This is a genomic window from Mycobacterium sp. NGS61 (assembly GCF_059812325.1).
This window is the reverse complement of record NZ_JCALCL010000021.1, coordinates 1-13,747: the sequence shown is the minus strand read 5'-3', so window position 1 is coordinate 13,747 and position 13,747 is coordinate 1. Positions and strand designations below refer to the sequence as shown.

The 13,747-nt window shown below is 67.6% G+C and carries 13 protein-coding genes and 1 pseudogene; 5 read left to right on the top strand and 9 right to left on the bottom strand.

All coding sequences use genetic code 11. The features are described from left to right. Positions 1–642, bottom strand: a complete 642-nt coding sequence (locus AC5Y3Z_RS24945; protein ID WP_463828832.1) for a DUF4245 domain-containing protein — start codon at positions 640–642, stop codon at positions 1–3. A 53-nt stretch (positions 643–695) separates the two neighbouring features. On the opposite strand from AC5Y3Z_RS24945, the gene glpX reads away from it, so the two are divergent. From glpX to AC5Y3Z_RS24930, 3 genes are all read left to right on the top strand, one after another. Further along, positions 696–1,778 (top strand): class II fructose-bisphosphatase, encoded by a 1,083-nt coding sequence (glpX, locus tag AC5Y3Z_RS24940; protein WP_463828831.1) that lies wholly within the window; start codon positions 696–698, stop codon positions 1,776–1,778. Between the two features lie 24 nt (positions 1,779–1,802). Beyond that, on the top strand, positions 1,803–3,218 hold the full coding sequence (locus AC5Y3Z_RS24935) for a class II fumarate hydratase (RefSeq protein ID WP_463828830.1): 1,416 nt from the start codon (positions 1,803–1,805) through the stop codon (positions 3,216–3,218). A gap of 94 nt (positions 3,219–3,312) precedes the next feature. Further along, on the top strand, positions 3,313–4,278 hold the full coding sequence (locus tag AC5Y3Z_RS24930; RefSeq protein WP_463828829.1) for a hypothetical protein: 966 nt from the start codon (positions 3,313–3,315) through the stop codon (positions 4,276–4,278). A gap of 7 nt (positions 4,279–4,285) precedes the next feature. Here AC5Y3Z_RS24930 and AC5Y3Z_RS24925 read toward each other — a convergent pair whose 3' ends face one another. Genes AC5Y3Z_RS24925 through phoH2 form a run of 3 tightly spaced genes read right to left on the bottom strand, consistent with a single transcriptional unit; the run spans position 4,286 to position 7,997 of the window. After that, positions 4,286–5,725, bottom strand: a complete 1,440-nt coding sequence (locus AC5Y3Z_RS24925) for an adenylate/guanylate cyclase domain-containing protein (RefSeq protein ID WP_463828860.1) — start codon at positions 5,723–5,725, stop codon at positions 4,286–4,288. A 55-nt stretch (positions 5,726–5,780) separates the two neighbouring features. Beyond that, complete coding sequence (locus AC5Y3Z_RS24920) at positions 5,781–6,656, bottom strand: polysaccharide deacetylase family protein (protein WP_463828828.1); 876 nt, start codon at positions 6,654–6,656, stop codon at positions 5,781–5,783. A 39-nt stretch (positions 6,657–6,695) separates the two neighbouring features. Beyond that, positions 6,696–7,997 (bottom strand): RNA 5'-3' helicase PhoH2, encoded by a 1,302-nt coding sequence (gene phoH2 / locus AC5Y3Z_RS24915; protein WP_463828827.1) that lies wholly within the window; start codon positions 7,995–7,997, stop codon positions 6,696–6,698. Between the two features lie 107 nt (positions 7,998–8,104). Between phoH2 and AC5Y3Z_RS24910 the strand changes: the two genes are divergently transcribed. Then, the gene (locus tag AC5Y3Z_RS24910; RefSeq protein ID WP_463828826.1) at positions 8,105–8,260 is read left to right on the top strand and encodes a hypothetical protein; all 156 of its coding nucleotides are present in this window, start codon (positions 8,105–8,107) and stop codon (positions 8,258–8,260) included. Here AC5Y3Z_RS24910 and AC5Y3Z_RS24905 read toward each other — a convergent pair. Next, positions 8,250–9,077 carry an acyl-ACP desaturase gene (locus AC5Y3Z_RS24905; RefSeq protein WP_463828825.1) on the bottom strand — a complete coding sequence of 276 codons (828 nt, stop codon included), beginning with the start codon at positions 9,075–9,077 and terminating at the stop codon, positions 8,250–8,252. The two genes, AC5Y3Z_RS24910 and AC5Y3Z_RS24905, sit on opposite strands and share 11 nt — an antisense overlap. Positions 9,078–9,189: 112 nt before the next feature. Continuing rightward, complete coding sequence (gene glyA / locus AC5Y3Z_RS24900) at positions 9,190–10,479, bottom strand: serine hydroxymethyltransferase (protein ID WP_463828859.1); 1,290 nt, start codon at positions 10,477–10,479, stop codon at positions 9,190–9,192. A gap of 114 nt (positions 10,480–10,593) precedes the next feature. Between glyA and coaA the strand changes: the two genes are divergently transcribed. Beyond that, on the top strand, positions 10,594–11,532 hold the full coding sequence (coaA, locus tag AC5Y3Z_RS24895; protein ID WP_463828824.1) for a type I pantothenate kinase: 939 nt from the start codon (positions 10,594–10,596) through the stop codon (positions 11,530–11,532). Between the two features lie 83 nt (positions 11,533–11,615). On the opposite strand, the gene AC5Y3Z_RS24890 is transcribed toward coaA, so the two are convergent. The 3 genes and pseudogenes from AC5Y3Z_RS24890 to AC5Y3Z_RS24880 all read right to left on the bottom strand — a co-directional run. Next, on the bottom strand, positions 11,616–12,698 hold the full coding sequence (locus AC5Y3Z_RS24890; protein ID WP_463828823.1) for a methyltransferase: 1,083 nt from the start codon (positions 12,696–12,698) through the stop codon (positions 11,616–11,618). Between the two features lie 53 nt (positions 12,699–12,751). Then, on the bottom strand, positions 12,752–13,015 hold the full coding sequence (locus AC5Y3Z_RS24885; protein ID WP_463828866.1) for a hypothetical protein: 264 nt from the start codon (positions 13,013–13,015) through the stop codon (positions 12,752–12,754). Positions 13,016–13,073: 58 nt separating this feature from the next. Further along, positions 13,074–13,747: pseudogene (locus tag AC5Y3Z_RS24880) on the bottom strand (hypothetical protein); the annotation flags it as partial.

Below are 13,747 nucleotides of genomic sequence, written 5' to 3'. Positions count from 1 at the left end.
CTATCGGGTAGCGGCCAGCGGCTGCTGCGCTTGCGTCGCGGCAGCCAGCGTACGGAACTCGTCGGGGCTGCCGGCGCCGGTGATCGCGATCTGCGTGGGGCCGGCCGGGCTGGCCAGGCGAGTGGTCCACACCGGCTCGACGGCACCGTCGCGGTCCGCGCCCTGGTAGACCACCCAGCTGGTCCCGGCGATGTTCTCGACGCCCCGCGGGTACATGCCCGAATGGATGGAACCGACCAGCTTGTCTTCGTCGGCGTTGCTCTGGGTCAGGCTCAGATACATCCCGGTCGGGCTGAGGTAGCCCACGGTCGACGTCGCCGCGTGCAGGTGCTCGTCGTGATCGGTGCGACCGCCGTCGATACCGCCCCGGCCGCCCGAATTGGGTCGCCAGCCGCCCGGCAGTTGCGGCAGGCGGATCGGGAAGCCCAGCGTGGCCGCGTCGGCACGCAACGCGGTGGCCGCGTCATAGGACGGGACCGTGCCCCGGTTGGGGCCGCCGGGGGAGATCGAACACATCCCCACCATGCCCGCCAGCACAATGCAGCCCACCACCAGCGGGGCCAGCGACCAGAACATGTCACGACCGTCCTGCAGCAACCGCGGCTTGGCCGGCTTGGGGGTCGGTTGCGGCTCAGTGGTCACTCCCCGAGTATCCCAGCTCCAGCCCGGCGTTCCGCTTCTGGGACAATCGCGCCATGACTGCACAGGGATCCGGCGCGCCGCACAGCGCCGTTGCAAGCCCGTCGGCCGCCCGACCGCCCCGTGGTGAAGCTCCCGACCGCAACTTGGCCATGGAGCTGGTCCGGGTCACCGAGGCGGGCGCGATGGCCGCAGGCCGGTGGGTGGGGCGCGGCGACAAGGAGGGTGGCGACGGCGCCGCGGTCGACGCCATCCGCGAGCTGGTGAATTCGGTGTCGATGCGCGGCGTCGTGGTGATCGGCGAGGGCGAGAAAGACGAAGCGCCGATGCTCTACAACGGCGAAGAAGTCGGCAACGGCGACGGACCGGAGTGCGACTTCGCCGTCGACCCGATCGACGGCACCACCCTGATGAGCAAAGGCATGCCCAACGCCATTTCGGTGCTGGCGGTGGCCGACCGCTACGCCATGTTCGACCCGTCGGCGGTGTTCTACATGAACAAGATCGCTGTGGGGCCCGAGGCCGCACACGTGCTGGACATCACCGCACCGATCGGTGAGAACGTCCGCGCAGTCGCGAAGGTCAAGGGACTGCTGGCGGCCGACATGACCGTGTGCATCCTGGACCGCCCCCGGCACGCACAGTTGATCGCCGATGTCCGCGACACCGGCGCCCGCATCCGGCTGATCACCGACGGCGACGTCGCCGGCGCGATCTCGGCGTGCCGGCCCGGCTCCGGCACCGACATGCTGGCCGGCATCGGCGGCACGCCCGAAGGGATCATCACCGCCGCCGCGATCCGCTGCATGGGCGGGGCGATCCAGGCACAGCTGGCGCCCAGGGACGACGCCGAACGTCGCAAGGCGCTGGACGCCGGCCACGACGTGGAGCGGGTGCTGACCACCGAGGACCTGGTGTCCGGCGAGAACGTCTTCTTCTGCGCCACCGGGGTCACCGACGGCGACCTCCTCAAGGGCGTGCGGTATCAGCCGGGCGGCTGTACCACCCAGTCGATCGTGATGCGGTCCAAGTCCGGCACCGTGCGCATGATCGAGGCCTACCACCGGTTGTCCAAGCTCAACGAATATTCCGCAATCGACTTCACCGGCGACACCAACGCCGCCTATCCCCTGCCGTAACCACTCTCAGTGAGGATCTGATTTATGGCCGACTCCGCCAGTAACGACGGCGACTACCGCATCGAGCACGACACCATGGGTGAAGTCCGGGTGCCGGCAAAGGCGTTGTGGCGCGCCCAGACTCAGCGGGCGGTAGAAAACTTCCCGATCTCCGGGCGCGGGCTCGAGCGCGCCCAGATCCGCGCGCTCGGGTTGCTCAAGGGAGCGTGCGCCCAGGTGAACAAGGACCTGGACTTGCTGGCACCGGAGAAGGCCGACGCGATCATCGCCGCCGCCAACGAGATCGCCGACGGCCAGCACGACGACCAGTTCCCGATCGACGTCTTCCAGACCGGTTCGGGCACCAGCTCGAACATGAACACCAACGAAGTGATCGCCAGCATCGCAGCCGGCAACGGCGTGACGGTGCATCCCAACGACGACGTCAACATGTCACAGTCGTCCAACGACACTTTCCCGACCGCCACCCACATCGCGGCCACCGAAGCCGCGGTGAGTCATCTCATTCCGGCGCTGCAGGTGCTGCAGGATGCGTTGGCGGCCAAGGCTTTGGAGTGGCAGACAGTGGTCAAGTCGGGTCGGACGCACCTGATGGACGCCGTTCCGGTGACGCTGGGCCAGGAGTTCAGCGGATACGCCCGCCAGATCGAGGCCGGTATCGAAAGAGTGCGCGGGTGCCTCCCCCGGCTGGGCGAACTGGCCATCGGCGGCACCGCGGTCGGAACCGGGCTCAACGCCCCCGAAGGATTCGGCGTGAAGGTGGTCGCGGTGCTGGTGGAAAAGACCGGCATATCCGAGTTGCGCACGGCGTCAAACTCTTTCGAGGCGCAGGCAGCGCGCGACGGGTTGGTGGAGGCTTCCGGCGCGTTGCGCACCATCGCGGTGTCGTTGACCAAGATCGCCAACGACATCCGCTGGATGGGGTCCGGCCCGCTGACCGGGTTGGGCGAGATCCAGCTGCCCGACCTGCAGCCGGGTAGCTCGATCATGCCGGGCAAGGTGAATCCGGTGCTGCCGGAGGCGGTTACGCAGGTCGCGGCGCAGGTGATCGGCAACGACGCCGCCGTGGCGGTCGGCGGGTTGTCGGGCGCGTTCGAACTCAACGTCTATATCCCGATGATGGCCCGCAACATCCTGGAGTCGTTCAAGCTGTTGACCAACGTCTCCAGGTTGTTCGCCGAGCGCTGCATCACCGGACTGGTCGCCAACGAAGAACGGCTGCGCGAACTGGCCGAATCGTCGCCGTCGATCGTGACGCCGCTGAACTCGGCCATCGGCTACGAGGAGGCCGCCGCGGTGGCCAAGCAGGCGCTCAAAGAACGCAAGACCATCCGCCAGACTGTCATTGATCGCGGCCTGATCGGCGACAAGCTGTCCGAAGAGGAACTGGATCGCCGACTCGACGTGTTGGCGATGGCCAAAGTCGAACCGATCGACTGAACGAGCAGAGCTGCCGCGTCCCCCGGATAATCGGTGACGCTGGTCCGTGGTCGCCGCGGGGAAGGCGGATAACGAGAATGAGAGTGGTTGACCTATGACCGTGCCTCCCGGCGGCCCTTACGGCCTGGATCCTTACGCACCGAATCCTTATGGGCAGCAACCCTATTGGGGTGGACCGCCGCAGGGCCAACCCCCGACACAGGGTGAGCCCTACGGTTACCCACCCCCTGCGCAGCACGGCACCGACGGTTGGGGCGCCCCGGGTTACCCACCGCAGCAGTATGCGCAGCCCGGCCAGCAGGTGCCGCCGGGCTGGGGTCCGGGCGGTTACCCGCCGGGGCCGCCGCCGCGTAACTCGAAGCTGCCATGGCTGATCGTCGCCGGCATCGCACTGGTGGGCGTCATCATCCTGGTGGTGATCTTCGTGGCATCGCTCAACAGCGGCAATGACCCCGCCTCGACCGCGTCGTCGACCAGCACCAGCACCGAGGCCCCCTCGGGCCCGGGCAGCGGCCAGCAGACCGCAACGGACTGCGCCTCCAACGTGTCCGGCGGCGCCAAGCCCACCGGTGACACGGTGAGTGCAGGCAAATTGTCGTTCCCCGCCAGCGCGGCACCAGGGTGGGCGCCGTTCATCGACGATCAGAATCCGAATCTGATCGACGCGGTGGGCCTGGGCCGCGAAGTGCCCGGCGGCAGCCAGTGGATGATGCAGGTCGAAGTGGCCGTGACGAACTTCGTGACCAGCATGGACGTCAGCGCGCAGGCCGGCAAGCTGTTGGACTGCCTGGCCAATGGTCCCGGCTACAACCAGGTTTCGCCGACGCTGGGACCCAAGACGACGTCGTCGACGACGGTCGACGGGGTGAAGGCGGCCCGCGTGCAGGCCGACATCTCGATCGCCGACACCACGCGCGGCGTCAAGGGCGACACGGTCACGGTCATCGCGGTCGACACCAAACCGGTCACCGTCTTCTTCGCCGCCGTCCCGATCGGTGACTCGGCGTCGCAAGCCGTTGTCGACAGTGTCATTGCGGCACTGAAGGTTTCGCGCAAGTAGCCGGGCGCTAGTCGATGCTGGTCGGCGCCGAGACACGGGTGGGTTCGGAGCGGCCCCGCAACACCGTGGAGTAGCACTCGGCCCAGCAGTTGCGCTCTGCGCCGGCGCGCTCGATCGCGGCACCCGAGCACAGGATTCGCCGTTCGGAGGTCTTGGCGAGGTCGGCCAGCCGGGCGGCTTCGTTGACGGCGTCGCCGATCACGGTGTATTCGTACCGGTTCTCCGCACCGATGTTGCCGGCGAACATCCGGCCCGCCGACACCCCGATGCCGAAGTCCACCAAGGGAAGTCGGCGCAGCTTGCGGGCCAGCGCGCGCGCCGTGGCCAGCGCGTCCGACGCCGGCTCGTCGGTGCGCAACGGAGCACCGAAGATCACCAGGGCCGCGTCACCTTCGAATTTGTTGATCAGTCCCCGATATTCGTCCACGGTGTCCACCACGATGCGGAAGAAATCGTTGAGTAACTCGGCAACCTCTTGCGGCGGCAGGTTTTCCGCGAGCCGGGTGGAGCCGACCAGGTCGATGTAGAGGACCGCCGCCTCCACCACGTCACCGGACAGGGAGGTACCTTCCTCCAGCGCCCGGCGGGCCACGTCGGCTCCCACGTGGCGGCCGAACAGGTCGCGGATCCGCTCGCGTTCCTCCAGGCCGGCGACCATCCGGTTGAAGCCGCTCTGCAGCCGCCCGATCTGGGAGCGCTCGTAGACCCCGACGTAGGTGGCCATGTGACCGTGCTCGATCTCGCCCATCGCGTCGGCAACCTCGCCGAGCGGATCCGAGATCGAGCGGGACGTCAGGATCATCGTCGGCAGTCCGAGGACCAGCGCTGCCATCGCCACCACCAGCACCGGCACGTCCAGGGCGGCCGATGAGTCGATGAGCCACCCCGCCGAGCGCAGGGCGACGACCGTTGCGATCACGCCGATGGGCAGCGCGCTGACCAGAAACCACAGCAGGACCATCCGGGCGAACACGCCCGGTACGGCCAGGCGCGGCTCGCAACCCCGGGTGGCGACACCCATGATCGGCCGCAGGGTGCGCTGCGCCAGCAGCAGGCCGGTGCCTGCGGCGGCGGCGGCGCCGATCACCACTCCGATCGCGATGGGCACGATCAGCGCTGCTCCGCCACTGAGGTTCAGCAGGATCAGGATCACGCCGCACGCCGTGTAGGCCGCGGCCATCAGCAGCGACTGGCGGCCCGCGATCTTCATCGCGGCCTCGCGCTGCTCGGGGGTGGGTTCGTGGCCCGGGGCATACCAGCGCAGCGTCGGGGCGATGATCGCGGCACCGCCGATCGCGACCCCGCAGGTTGCCAGCAACACCAGCAGCACCACCAGACCGGTATTCTTCTCGGCGAAGTCGGCGCTAGCGATGCCCGGCGTGTGACCGCGCAGCGGGATCAGGATCGCGGCGGCGTCGGCGACGGCCAGCAGATAGGCCAACGCCAGGTCGGTTGCGTACCGAAACGAGAGCCGCACCGCGGACTTCGGCGCCTGCTTACCCTCAACCACCGTTGTTCGGCCCGCCCGAGTTCTGCCCCGGAATATCGGTGATCGGCAGATTGGGCATCGGCTTGGGCGAGGGAGTGTTGGGCAGCGGCGGCACCTGGACTGCCGGGATATCGCGCAAGGTGTGCACCGGCGGCCCGTTCTCCCGGCTGCCGTAACTGCTGCCGGGGGCGCGGGGCCCGAGCATTTCGCTGACCGTCACCAAGTGGTAGCCATTGGCCTTGAGCACCGGGATGAACTGGTAGACGAGGTCGACGGTGCTCGAGTAGGTGTCGTGGAACAACACCACCGAGCCCGGTTTGATCTGGGCCATCAGCACCTGGCGGGTTGCCGCGGTGTTGGCGTCGTTGGCCCAGTCGAAGGGAATGACGTCCCAGAGGATCTCGGCCATGCCCAGTTGCGCGGCGGTCTGACGCACCTGCGCATTCGACAGGCCGCCTGCCGGCCGGTAGAGGGTGGGCCGACGGCCCGTCGCGGCGGCGATCGCGTCGTTGGCGCGGGTGAACTGGCTGGCGATCGCCTCGGGCGGGATGGACGTCATGTTGGGGTGTTCCCAGGTGTGGCTGCCGATCTCCATGCCCGCGTCGGCGATGCGTCTCGCGCCGCCAGGATTGGCTGCCACTTTGTTGCCGATCAGGAAGAACGTGGCCCGGGCGTCGTCGTTCCGCAGGATTTGCAACAGCCGGTCGGTGTAGGGGGACGGCCCGTCGTCGAAGGTCAGGGCGATGCACTTGACGATCGAGCAGTTCAGGCTGTCGGCGCGCGTGACGTGGCCGGTCAAACCACCGATCACCAGGATGACCACCGCGGCAACGACGCCGAAGACCATGCGCCCGTAGCGCCAGGCCTGGTTGTCGGGTCGTTTCGGCACGCAGGCAGTTTACCGAACCGCCGCCCGGCGACAGCGCCGTCAGTGCGGCCCGGCGATCTCCTCGAGCATCTCGGTGACCAGCGCCGCGATCGGCGAACGCTCGCTGCGCAGCAGCGTGATGTGGGCGAACAGCGGGTGACCTTTGAGCTTTTCGATCACCGCGGCGACCCCATCGTGGCGGCCGACCCGCAGGTTGTCGCGTTGAGCGATGTCGTGGGTGAGCACCACGCGGGACCCGGTGCCCAACCGGGACAACACGGTCAGCAGCACGTTGCGTTCCAACGACTGGGCTTCGTCGACGATCACGAACGAGTCGTGCAGCGACCGGCCCCGGATATGGGTCAGCGGCAACACCTCGAGCATGCCGCGGGACAGCACCTCCTCCAGCACCGCCGGGCTGGCCAGCCCTTCGAGGGTGTCGAAGACGGCCTGCGCCCAGGGCCCCATCTTGTCGCTCTCGCTGCCCGGCAGATAACCGAGTTCCTGGCCGCCCACGGCGTAGAGCGGACGGAACACGACCACTTTGCGCTGGGTGCGGCGCTCCAGCACGGCTTCCAGCCCGGCACACAGCGCCAGCGCCGATTTGCCGGTCCCGGCCTTGCCGCCCAGGGACACGATGCCCACCGACTCGTCGAGCAGCAGGTCCAGGGCCACCCGCTGCTCAGCGGAACGGCCACGCAGCCCGAACACCTCCCGGTCGCCGCGGACCAACTGAACCCGCTTGGCCGGGGTGACCCGGCCCAGCGCGTGCGAGGTACCGCCGAGCAACCGAATTCCAGTGTGACACGGCAGGTCCCGGGCCTCAGCCAGGTCGATCTCACCGTCGGCGAACAACGCGTCGATGTCCTCGGTGGCCGTCTCGATCTCGCGCATCCCCGACCAACCTGAGACGACGACGTCCTGCGCGTGATACTCGTCGGCCGGCAGACCGACGGCGGCCGCCTTGACCCGAAGCGGAATGTCCTTGCTCACCAACGTGACTCGCTTGCCCTCGGCAGCGAGGTTGGCGGCGCAGCTCAAGATCCGGGAGTCGTTGCTGTCGGTCCGGAAACCGGCGGGCAACACCGCCGGGTCGGTGTGATTGAGCTCGACGTGTAGCGAACCGCCTTGTGCGCCAACCGGAATCGGCTGATCGAGCCGGCCGTGCTCCAACCGCAGATCGTCGAATAACCGCAATGCCTGACGGGCGAACCAACCCAGCTCATGGTGATGGCGCTTGGCTTCCAGTTCGCTGATCACAACCAGCGGAACCACCACCTCGTGCTCGGCGAACCGGCTGCATGCCCACGGGTCGGAGAGCAGCACGGAGGTGTCGAGCACGTACGTCCGGGTTTCGGTCACGGGGCGCTCCTCGAGCGAATGACGCCCGGGCGGACCCACTCGAGCGTGTCGGCGGGGGCCGCGGCACCAGGACCGGGGCCGGTCCTGCCTTTCCAACGACCGGTGCAATGACCGGTGCAGGAACCGGGAGTGCCGCCCTGGCAGCAGAGCAGATCGCTGGCCATCGAAAGCGACGCTACTCCGGTGGCCGCACCGCCGCAGTGCAGGCGCGCCGAGACACCGGAAACCGGTTGATCAGTGCCGAATTGCTCGTCAGTCCGTGACGAATTGGTGCAGCGCCGGCTCGTCGGCCAGACCCCAGGCGCTGATGCGCTCGGAGATCACCTGCTGCAGCTGCGCCTCGTCGTAGATGCCGGCGTCGGCCACGTTCTGCAGCTTGTCCCGGTAGGCGTCGATGTCGGCACCGGGCACCTGAAGCTCGGCCGCACACGTGGCGATCGCCGCGATCGTCTCGTCGTGGGTGTAACCCAACAGGTGGGTGACCAGGCTGGCCCAGAATTCCTCGTGCCGCGCTTCGTCTCGGGCGATCCGGTCGATCAGGCCGGCCAGGATGGGCTCCTCGATCCGGGCGGCCAGGTTGCGGCAGAACGTGGCATAGGAACGTTCCACGAAGGCCATGTACACCAACGTCTCAACCTGCGAGTAGGTTTCGGCGCGGTAGCCCTTCGTCACGTACTGGACGCGGGCCTGCTCGTTGGCTGTCGGGTCCATCTCGCGCGTGACCACCAGGTACTGGCGCAAAGCGATTGCGTGGTGGTGTTCCTCGGCGGTCCAACGACCCAACCACCGGCCCCAGTAGTCCTCGAGGATGAAGTGGTCGATGAGCTCGCGGTGATGGGCGGCCAGATTGTCCTTCGTGAGCAGCAGGATCTCGCAGGCGTCGATCAGCGGCCGGGGCAGCGTGGCCTGAGAGGGATCCCAGTCGCGCCCACCGAGGAACGCGAAGTTCTCACCGCGGTCGAACGGTACGTAGTCGTGGGCGAACCACAGGTCCTCTGTGCTGAGGTGGCGATCGTGGAGGGCTTCGACCACGGGTTCGAGTTCCAGCGTCAGCGCATTAGCGACAGGTTTCTGTGCCATGCGGTAACTGTAACTCGCATACACAGACGCTTTCAAATTTGACGCGCCGTGATCGCCACCACCCGCGACAGACGCATGAGCACCCGTTTTCGGGGCTGTTCCGGCTCCCGGCTCAGCGGCCGACCAGGCTCCAGTCTTCGAGGCCGTCGTACAACGGGAACTCGCGGGCCAGCCGCGTCACCCGCTCCCGCAGCCCGGCCACCTGCCCCTCGGAGGCCGAGGTGCCGGCCGCCAGCGCCGCCGCAATGATGTCGGCGACTTCGGCGAACTCGGCGTCACCGAAGCCGCGGGTCGCCAACGCGGGGGTTCCGATCCGCAGGCCCGACGTCACCATCGGCGGTCGCGGGTCGTTGGGGACGGCGTTGCGGTTGACGGTGATACCCACCTCGTGCAGCAGGTCCTCGGCGGCCTGGCCGTCCAGCGGCGAATTGCGCAGGTCGACCAGCACCAGATGGACATCGGTGCCGCCGCTGACCACCGAGACACCGGCACTGGCGACATCGTCGGCCAGCAGCCGCTCAGCCAGGATCCGGGCGCCGGACAGCGTGCGCTGCTGACGTTCGGCGAACTCCGGGGTGCCGGCGATCTTCAGCGCGACCGCCTTGCCGGCGATGATGTGCATCAGCGGCCCACCCTGCTGGCCGGGGAACACCGCGGAGTTGATCGCCTTGGCGTACTCCTGCTTGCCCACGATCATCCCGGACCGGCCACCGCCGAGCGTCTTGTGAATCGTGGTGGACACCACGTCGGCGTGCGGCACCGGCGAGGGGTGCAGACCCGCGGCGACCAGACCGGCGAAGTGCGCCATGTCCACCCACAACTTGGCGCCGACCTCGTCGGCGATGGACCGGAACGCGGCGAAATCCAGCACCCGCGGGTAGGCGGACCAGCCGGCAATGATCACCTTCGGGCGGAACTCGAGCGCTTGGGCCCGCACCACGTCCATGTCGACCAGGTGGGTGGTCGGGTCTACACCGTAGAAAGCGTTCTCGTACAACTTGCCGGAGAAGTTCAGGCGCATGCCGTGGGTCAGGTGGCCGCCGTTGGCCAGGTCCAGGCCCAGCAGCCGCTCGCCGGGCGCCATCAGGGCGTGCAGCACCGCAGCGTTGGCCTGTGCGCCCGAGTGCGGTTGCACATTGGCGAAGTCGGCGCCGAACAGCGCCTTGGCCCGGTCGCGGGCGATGTTCTCCACGACGTCGACGTATTCACAGCCGCCGTAGTAGCGCCGCCCGGGCAGCCCCTCGGCGTACTTGTTGGTCAGCACGCTGCCCTGGGCCTGCAACACCGAACGCGGCACGAAGTTCTCCGAGGCGATCATCTCGAGGGTGTCGCGTTGGCGCCCGAGTTCCTTGCCCAGCAGCTCTGCGATGTCGGGGTCGACCTCGGCCAGCGGGGCGGACATCACATGGGAGGAAACGCGGGCGTCAGGTGCGGCAGTCACGGTGGTCAGTCTATCCAGCGCATATTTGACCGGCCCACCCGTGAGGCCCGCTGACGTTGCTGCAAAAATAGGCCAATGCCGCGGCCGAGCGAGCCGAGCCCGTATGTCGAGTTCGACCGACGGCAGTGGCGCGCGCTCCGGATGGCCACCCCGTTGGCCCTCACCGAAGAAGAGCTGATCGGGTTGCGCGGCCTCGGTGAGCAGATCGACCTGTTGGAGGTCGAAGAGGTCTACCTTCCGCTGGCCCGGCTGATCCACCTGCAGGTCGCGGCCCGTCAACGACTGTTCGCGGCTACCGCGGAGTTCCTGGGCGAACAGCAGCAGAACCCGAACCGTCCGGTGCCGTTCATCATCGGAGTGGCCGGCAGTGTGGCCGTCGGCAAATCGACCACCGCCAGGGTGCTGCAGGCACTACTGGCCCGCTGGGATCACCATCCCCGGGTGGACCTGGTGACCACCGACGGCTTCCTCTACCCCAACGCCGAACTCGATCGACGAAACCTGATGCACCGCAAAGGGTTTCCCGAAAGCTACAACCGTCGCGCGCTGATGCGGTTCGTCACTTCGGTGAAGTCCGGTTCGGAGGCCGCCTGCGCCCCGGTGTATTCGCACCTGCATTACGACATCATCCCGGGTGCCAAACACGTGGTCCGCCACCCCGACATCCTGATCCTCGAGGGTCTGAACGTGTTGCAGACCGGTCCGACGCTGATGGTGTCGGACCTGTTCGACTTCTCGCTGTATGTCGACGCCCGGATCGAGGACATCGAACAGTGGTACGTCTCGCGGTTCCTGGCGATGCGCAGCACGTCGTTCGCGAACCCGGAATCGCACTTCCATCACTACGCGGCGCTGTCGGACCCGCAGGCCGTGGTCGCCGCCAAGGAAATCTGGCGCTCGATCAACCGGCCCAACCTCATCGAGAACATCCTGCCGACCCGGCCCCGCGCCACGTTGGTGTTGCGCAAGGACGCCGATCACTCGATCAACCGGCTCCGGCTGCGCAAGCTCTGACGGCGGCCCCGCGTCGGCTCTGCGGTGCGGGCGGCGGGCAGCCGCACTTAGTCGCGCAGGGCGCAACGTCAGCGCGATTCGTCCTAGACCGCCTGCGCTTCGAGCACGCTGAACGGCGAGGCGGTCGCCACCACCCGGCGCAACCGGTAGCCGGCACGGTCGAACAGCCGCTCGAATTCCGCTGCCGTTCGTTCCCGCGCGTCGAGGGCGAGCAGCATCTCGAGGTCCAACCAATTGCCTACGAATTCCCGGTGGTGTTCGGGGATCACAAACTCGATCAGCAGCAGGTGGCTGCCCACTTCCGCCGCCGCCCGCACGTTGCGCAGGATCCGCACCGCGTCGTCGTCGGGCCAGTCGTGGATCACGCTTTTGAGGACGTACGCGTCTCCCCCGGCCGGGACCGACTCGAAGAACGACCCCTCGACTACCTCGATGCGGTCGGCCACACCGCGTTCGGTCAGCACGGCCGGGGCCCCCGCCACCACCTGCGGTTGGTCGAACAACACCCCGCGCGCGGTCGGGGTAGCCGCCAGTATTTCCGCCAGCAGGCGGCCGTGCCCACCGCCGACGTCGACGATGGTGGCGAACGCGCTGAAGTCGTAGGCGGCGATCACCGGGCCGATCGACAACGCCGATCCGCCGGTCATCGCCTGGTTGAAGATCTCGCCGAGTTCCGGCTCAGCGGCGAGGTACTCGAACGCCGGCTTGCCGCGCAGCGCCGGTATGACGGATCGGCCGGTACGGATCGCGTCGGTCAGATGGCTCCAGTGCTCCCGGTGCTGAGGCGACCCCAGCCAGCGGGCCCAGCCGGTGAGCGGCACCTCGGCGTCCCGGCGCAGCGTGCCGGCCAGTGGAGTCAGGTCATACCGACCATCGCGGCGCTGCCGGAACACGCCCCTGCTGATCAGCGCCCTGAGCAGGCGGGCCACGGCATCGGGATCGGCGTCGACCGCGGTCGCCAATTCCTGGGCCGTCAGCGGCCCGTCGGCGAGCGCGTCGGCGATGCCGAGTTCGGCCGCCGCGACGATGGCCTGGGACACCCACGCGTTGGAGACCATCTCCATCATTGCGACCGGCGGCGGCACCATGCGGCGGTGCAGCGCGGCCAGATGATGGCGCGCGGTGTCGATCAGCTGAACAACTCTGGGCGGGGGAAGTTTGGGCATGGGATGTCCTTTCCTTGCGCGCGTAAGCGCAGTCGGGCTTCGGGCGACGACGGTCAGTCGTTGGAAACGGGGACCCGGCCGCGCAGATCGGCGGCGATCAGCTTCGCCGCCGCATACTGCCAGTTGCGCAGCGAGCGCTGCGGCACCTCGGTGACCAGCCACTGCCCTGCCTGGCGTGCGGCCGGATCCAGACCTGCCGCGAAGCCGCACAGCCCGGCTGAGGCCAGCACCGGCACGGGCTTACGCGGATCGCGGCCCAGCAAATACCGACCCAGCCACCCGCTCAGTGGGCACACCGCCACCGACAACGCAGCCATGCAACCTAGTTTGGCACGGCCAACTTGCCATCGCTGCGTCAGCAGCCGGCCTACGCCGCTACGTGGTGGTGGTGACGAGGCTCGCCCGGAACGGCGAAATGGCTGCCAGCGCCTGTTGCAGCGCACTCATCTGGCCGTGCAGGAAACCGGAGACCTGGCTGCCGATGTTGCCGACGCCAGACATCAACGCGGCCCCGGCCACATCGCTGGTGTTGGCGATGCCCGACATCGCCTCGCCCAGGTTCTGCCAACCCGACAGCAACGAACCGGAGTTGTACCAACCCGACGTCAACGCCCCGTTGGCATTGGCGAAACCCGAACTCAGATCGCTGGAGTTGAAGAACCCGGACGTACCGCTGGAACTGCCGTTGAAGAAGCCCGACGACAGCGACCCGGAAGAGTTCCCGATACCGAGCAGGCCCGGTGCCGTGAGGTTGAGTTGGCCCAGCAGTGTCATGTCGATGGGGATCTGGATATTCGCCCCGACCATGAGGTCCTTCAGGACGATCGGGTTGATGACGATGGGGTCCACCACCGGGGACAGGAGGGTTCCCTCGAAAGTGAAAGTGAAGAGAACTTGAATCGAGACGTCGACTGGGATGCCGAACTGAGGGATCGGTTGAATGGTGATCGGGTAGAAGAATCCGGTGATGGGGATGGCCACGTTGGTAGCCGCCACCAGATCGATCGGAATCGCCGGGAAGTTGATCGGGATGGTAGCTCCTTCCAGCC